We start from the raw sequence: 5,379 nt of genomic DNA, 5'->3' as shown, positions 1-5,379 counted from the left end.
CGCCTACCCCTCCACCCTTCCCGCCCTGTCCGCCTCCCACCTGCTGGAAGGCTGCGGCCACTGGATCCAGCAGGAACGCCCCGCCGAGGTCAACCGCCTGCTGACCGACTGGCTCGCCGCCCTCCCAGGCTGAACCAGACGCGCCGAGCACCCGGCCCCGCCACCCCCATCGGCGAGCCCGACCAGCCTCGGCCTCTACACCGTCGAACCCGGCTCACCGTCGGAAAACGCCCTGCGCATGCTCGCCGGCTCGACTCCCACTCACACCCATACGGACAGAACGCAGGCAGATGGGCCCGGCCCGGGGCTCCGGTCTCCGCCCACCGGCAGCAGTCCGCGCCCGGCGACGGGGCGGGGGCAAGGAGGTGAGGCGCGGCGCCGCGGCAGGGGACGGCACCGACGACCGCTACGAGGTGACGTGACGGCGTTTGCGGACGGCGTCGGCTGGACCGCCATCAGCACCAATCGGCATGCCGGGACCCGGCTGTCGTCGTTGCGCCTGAACGGCGGTGTTCAAGCCAGGTGGGCAGTGATGAGTTCCTCCCAGGAGCAGATGAAGGACGGGTACTCGGCGGCGAACTCGTCGAGGGCCTTGGCCGCGGCCGGGGTGAGGGGCGTCATGTCGTAGGTGACCGTCACCTCGCAGCCGACCTCGGTCGCTGCCAGGGTGACGGTGACCGTCCCGGCCCGGACGCCTGGGGTGATTCGGGCGTAGGAGACTGACCGCGGGAAGTCTTGGGAGGCAACCAGCCATGTCGTCTCCTCTCCGTGCGACGCGGTGAGCCAGACGGTCCCCGGCGCGGTGTCGTCCGGCGTCTCGACCGGGAAAACGGGTTCCCAGCCCGGCACCCAGTCGCGCTCACCCCGGGCGGTGAAGAGCCGGAAGGCCGCTTCGGGCGGAAGCGGGACGTTCAGCGCGGCGCTCACGAGTCGACGGTTCATTGAGTCTCCAGTGCGTGGGCGTCTGCGGCGGCCGCGCATGCCCTGCCGGCCGCCACGTGCCACTCTGCCAGCGCGGTCGCGCCGTCGCCGGGCAGGACCATGAGCTCGGCGGCCTCGGCCATCGGCCACCGCGTCCCCGCGCGAGCATGCTGTGTGTGGCGGGGAGCCGGACCGCAACGCCAGTCCGGCCCCCGCCAGGTCAGAGCCGAGCGCACTACCGCCGCCGGTGCAGCCCCACCCACTCCGCCGCGTACGTGCCGTCCGGCAGCAGCGCCTCGGTCAGTTCGAACCGTTCCGCATCTGCGCGGGCCCCGGTGGGCCAGGCCACGACCGTTCCGGCGGGCTGGCTGGTGGGCAGGTGGACGGGCTGGCGGTCGGCGGCCCGGGCGCCGAGGTGGGTGTACGTACGGACCGTCCGGCCGCCCGCAGAGACAGCAGGGGCGGCGCTGTCCGGCCGGGCCGGCCGCCGTCGGCGGAGCCAGCCCCACACGGCGATCGCGGTCAGCACGGTCAGGCCGCCCGAGGTCTCCGCGGTCCAGCCGGTGAGCACGTCGGTGAGCATGTCGGTGTCCTTCTTCTACGTCGTGATGAGGGGCGGAGCATGAAACGACGTCGGGGTTTGCATCGTGTCCTGGGCGGCACAGTGCGGGCTCCGAGGGTTAGCCCCGCAACCCTGGGGTCCGGTCGCCCTTGCGCCCTCCGGGACTTGCAGTGAGCGCACCCATGGGTGCGCTTCTTCCGGCCGGTCCGCGACGGGCAGCGCGGGACAGGTCCGCCGCCGTGCCGCACCCACCACAGACGTCGGTTGTCTCCTCCGTCGAGGTCTCCAGCAGCATCCCGATCGCCTTCGCGACCCCGGCCGGCCGCCCGCTTCAGCTTCGGCCGCGCCTTGAGCTTCCCGCTGGCCCGCTCTGGGTCGCCACGCGGCCGACGGGAGGCGGGCCGTCCGGGGGTGACGATCGACATCTGGACGGCCCGGTCGCCCGCCTTCCCGCTTCTCGGCCATGCAACGAGCGGGGCGCTGTCGCCTGCCTCCACTGAGGCCCGGTTCGAGCCCGCGTCGGGCACCGCGGGCAACCGCGTTCGCGAGCGTGGTGTTGAGGCCCACCCATACGGGCGCACCGGCTGTCGCCCGGCATGGCGTGCGCGGCATCGTGGGGGCCCCGGGCAGTGGGAGTCGAAGATTCCGTGGAATGAAGGCGGTCATGATGGCGGCAGCACAGGGACCGGGCCGGTCGCCCGCCGACGGACCGGACGAGTCGGTTGCAGCGTCCGCCTGCCCGCCGGTGAGTTCGCACAACGAGTGGGACCCGCTGGAGGAGGTCGTCGTGGGGCGGCTCGACGGCGCCGCGTTTCCCTCCCGGCACCCGGTCGTGGCGTGCAACATCCCGCCCTGGGCGGCACACCTGCAGGGGCTCGCGGCCGGCCGGCGGTACCCGCGGATCCTGGTGGAGTCGGCGCAGCACGAACTCGACCAGTTCATCGCCCTGCTGCGATCCCTGCAGATCACTGTGACGCGCCCGGACCCGGTGGACCACACCCGGCGGTTCGCCACCCCCGACTGGGCCTCGCGCGGCTTCTGCAGCAGCTGTCCGCGCGACAGCCTGCTGGTGGTCGGGGACGAGATCATCGAGACTCCGATGGCCTGGCCGTGCCGGTACTTCGAGACGCACGCCTACCGCACCATCCTCAAGGACTACTTCCGGCGCGGAGCCCGCTGGACCGCGGCGCCGCGACCGCAGCTCACCGAGGCTCTGTACGAGCCGGACTATCGCGTTCCGAAGAGCGGTCCGCCCGGACGTTACATCCTCACCGAATTCGAGCCCGTGTTCGATGCCGCCGACTTCGTGAGGGCGGGGCGGGACCTGTTCGTGACCCGGAGCAACGTCACCAACCGCATGGGAATCGAGTGGCTGCGCCGGCACCTGGGTTCGGGTTACCGCATCCACGAGATCGAGAGCCGCTGCCCGACCCCCATGCACATCGACACGACGTTCCTGCCGTTGTCGCCCGGCAGGGTGTTGGTCAACCCCGAGTACATCGACATCGGCCGACTGCCGGCGGTTCTCGACTCGTGGGAGGTCCTCGTGGCCCCGGAGCCCGAGCCGATCGACGAGCGACTGCTGGGCATCACGTCGATGTGCGGGAAGTGGCTCAGCATGAACGTCCTGGCGATCGGCAACGGCCGCGTGATCGCGGAGCGCAAGCAGACCGGCATGCTCCGGGCGCTCGAGGCGTGGGGCTACGAGCCGATCCCATGCGACCTGCAGCACTACGCCCCGTTCGGGGGATCCTTCCACTGCGCGACGCTCGACGTCCGGCGCCGCGGCCCGCTGGAGTCCTACCTGCCGTGAGCACCCTCACCCTCGAGAGCCTGGGAGCGGCCGGCCGAGGCACTGCGCGAGCAGATGCGGCCCCACCCTCCAGGAAGCCGCCCAGTACTGGTCGTGCAGCCCTGGCTGCGGACCGTACTTCCGTCCTACCGTCGCAACGTGGAGGAGGTTGCGTTCCTGGCCAGGGCGCGATGCCCGCACCGCTACGGCCCCGCACGATCCCCGCACCCGCTCCACCCACCGCTGTTCCCGTAGTCCACAAGAGCGGGTCCGGCTACGGGCCGATGGCCTCCGGCTCTTCAGTCGAGCCGTGTAGTGCGCGCCGAGCCGCTCCGCCTTCATGGACGGCGCCGGCGAGCTGGGCGGCCCGGGATGCCATCGGCAATCTTCGTCGACTCCAGCCTCATTCACCCTGCTCAGAGCCGCATCCTTCGTGAGCCATGGCCGTAGCCGTAGCCGTAGCCGTAGCCGTAGCCGTAGCCGTCTCCGATCAGCGGTGGCAACCGGCCCGCCTTCCTCCCCCGATCATGCAGCTGGCGCAGGAAGGAGAAGATGGCGGACATGAACATCGAACAGGCTGTCGGGAAGATCGGGAACGTCGAGGAGGTACCGGGCCTGCCCTTGGCCTGGCGATGGTCGCCCATGTCGCGCTTCATGTTCTCCCTCGCCATGGACGTCGACGGAGGCTGGGCCTACCAAATGAACTCGCTGGACGTCCACGACGAAGGTCTGACCACGGCTGTTCTTGAGTTCGCGAGACAGCACCGCCTCGGGCGCGGACCAGGCGCGCGACCGCTCACGATCGCCACCGGCTTCTCTTACGGGACCTACCGGTTCGACGCCGTGGCAGCGTCTTCACCGCCCGTGCACGGCTACCACCACGGGCGGAACGAGGCCCTGAACGAGGTCGTCTCAGCGGTCTTCCCGGCGTACCAGTGCGAGTTCCGCGGAGACGAGAGCCTGGAGGAGGCGGCTCTACGGTGCAAGCGCATGCTACGGCCGACGATCGTCTCCCGGCCCCCGGTTCCGTACCTGCGGATGCGATACGAGAACACCAGGACCAAGGGCGGCAGTGTGGGTCCGTCCCGCGGGTTTGCCACGCACGACGTGCTGCTGAGGGAGCTCGGGCTCCTCGAAGGCGCTCCGGGGAGTTTCGTGGAGTTCGAGAACTCACTCGGCGAGGTGTGGAACGTCGAGTGGAACGGTTCCTGGCTGGTAAACGACACACCCCAGGACGCACCACCCTCCGAAAACTGGGTGGCATCGGCTTTGGGCTGTCCGTAAGGGTTCGATCCGCGTCCTCCGTCAGCCGTAGTCGTCACCGAAGCGCGGTCAGAACCAAGGAGGGCGCTCAGTCACGATCGGCCGTAGGTCTGGTGGCAGAGCGCGGCCACGGCAGGGCCGGTGACGCCGTGCGCGGCCCGGCGCAGCCCCGTCATGTCCGCGGCCCCCGCCCCTGGGGCGCGCCGTACCGGCCCGTGCGGTACAGGCGTACGGTACGGCCGGTTTACCTTCCTGGGCTTGGGCTTGAGCTTGGCGGCGGGCCGCACGGCGGGCCTGGGCGGGGTCGTCCGGCGTGGCCGTGCCGGGTCTTCGGCCCTGCGGTGAGGAGCCCGCCGGGCGGGCTGAGTCTCGCCGGATGCCTCGGGGGGCCGCAGGCGCGGGACGGGCTGGCGCCGGGGCACGTTCGACGAGGGTCGAGCGGCGGGCCGGCTGCGGGTACCGGCCGCGGCGTGGCGGTGGGCGACGGGTTCGGGCCTGGTCCCGGCCGCGGACGTCGGGCCGGGCCTGTGGTCGCGTGCGGTGGTGGAGGCCGCCGACCCTGAGGCGGTCCGCGCCGCGCTGCGGGGCCCGGTGGTGGCGGGGTGGGCCGCAGACCGGCTGATGGAGGCGCTCGGCGCCCCGTTGCCGCGGGGCCGGCCGCGGGTGACGGCGGCTGCGGTCGGTCACCTGGTCCGGGCCGGTCTCCTCGTCCACCTCGGCGGTGAGGTCGAGGTCCCCGACGTCCTCGTCCGCGGATTTCCTGCTGCCTCTTATAACATTCGACCGCTCCCGCCGACTTAAAATGTATAATCCTAGTGGGTCGCCGAATAATAAAAAAAAA

5 protein-coding genes and 1 pseudogene are annotated in these 5,379 nt (G+C 71.2%); 3 read left to right on the top strand and 3 right to left on the bottom strand.

All coding sequences use genetic code 11. The features are described from left to right. Positions 1-133 (top strand): annotated as a pseudogene (locus tag PV721_RS40890) (alpha/beta hydrolase); the annotation flags it as partial. A gap of 380 nt (positions 134-513) precedes the next feature. On the opposite strand, the gene PV721_RS40885 reads toward PV721_RS40890, so the two are convergent. Next, positions 514-942, bottom strand: coding sequence for an SRPBCC family protein (locus PV721_RS40885; protein WP_319733586.1), 429 nt, complete (start codon positions 940-942; stop codon positions 514-516). 214 nt (positions 943-1,156) lie between these two features. Then, positions 1,157-1,504 (bottom strand): hypothetical protein, encoded by a 348-nt coding sequence (locus PV721_RS40880; RefSeq protein WP_319733584.1) that lies wholly within the window; start codon positions 1,502-1,504, stop codon positions 1,157-1,159. Between the two features lie 646 nt (positions 1,505-2,150). Here PV721_RS40880 and PV721_RS40875 point away from each other — a divergent pair. Then, the gene (locus tag PV721_RS40875) at positions 2,151-3,296 is read left to right on the top strand and encodes an amidinotransferase (RefSeq protein ID WP_319733588.1); all 1,146 of its coding nucleotides are present in this window, start codon (positions 2,151-2,153) and stop codon (positions 3,294-3,296) included. Positions 3,297-3,691: 395 nt separating this feature from the next. Here the strand turns inward: PV721_RS40875 and PV721_RS40870 are convergent, their stop codons facing one another. After that, positions 3,692-3,838 carry a hypothetical protein gene (locus PV721_RS40870; RefSeq protein ID WP_319733582.1) on the bottom strand — a complete coding sequence of 49 codons (147 nt, stop codon included), beginning with the start codon at positions 3,836-3,838 and terminating at the stop codon, positions 3,692-3,694. On the opposite strand from PV721_RS40870, the gene PV721_RS40865 reads away from it, so the two are divergent. Next, positions 3,837-4,559, top strand: a complete 723-nt coding sequence (locus PV721_RS40865; protein ID WP_319733580.1) for a hypothetical protein — start codon at positions 3,837-3,839, stop codon at positions 4,557-4,559. The two genes, PV721_RS40870 and PV721_RS40865, sit on opposite strands and share 2 nt — an antisense overlap. The last annotated feature ends 820 nt before the right edge of the window (positions 4,560-5,379 follow it).

It is taken from the genome of Streptomyces sp. MB09-01, from assembly GCF_033794505.1.
GTDB lineage: Bacteria > Actinomycetota > Actinomycetes > Streptomycetales > Streptomycetaceae > Streptomyces.
Note: the sequence above shows the minus strand (reverse complement) of the source record. Positions and strands in the feature narration are given on the sequence as shown.

What these genes read in the sequence shown, in the direction of transcription:
- PV721_RS40875 (WP_319733588.1), top strand. Translation starts at nt 2,151, where the DNA reads ATGGCGGCAGCACAGGGACCGGGCCGGTCGCCCGCCGACGGACCGGAC.
- PV721_RS40870 (WP_319733582.1), bottom strand. Translation starts at nt 3,838, where the DNA reads ATGTCCGCCATCTTCTCCTTCCTGCGCCAGCTGCATGATCGGGGGAGG.
- PV721_RS40885 (WP_319733586.1), bottom strand. Translation starts at nt 942, where the DNA reads ATGAACCGTCGACTCGTGAGCGCCGCGCTGAACGTCCCGCTTCCGCCC.
- PV721_RS40865 (WP_319733580.1), top strand. Translation starts at nt 3,837, where the DNA reads ATGAACATCGAACAGGCTGTCGGGAAGATCGGGAACGTCGAGGAGGTA.
- PV721_RS40880 (WP_319733584.1), bottom strand. Translation starts at nt 1,504, where the DNA reads ATGCTCACCGACGTGCTCACCGGCTGGACCGCGGAGACCTCGGGCGGC.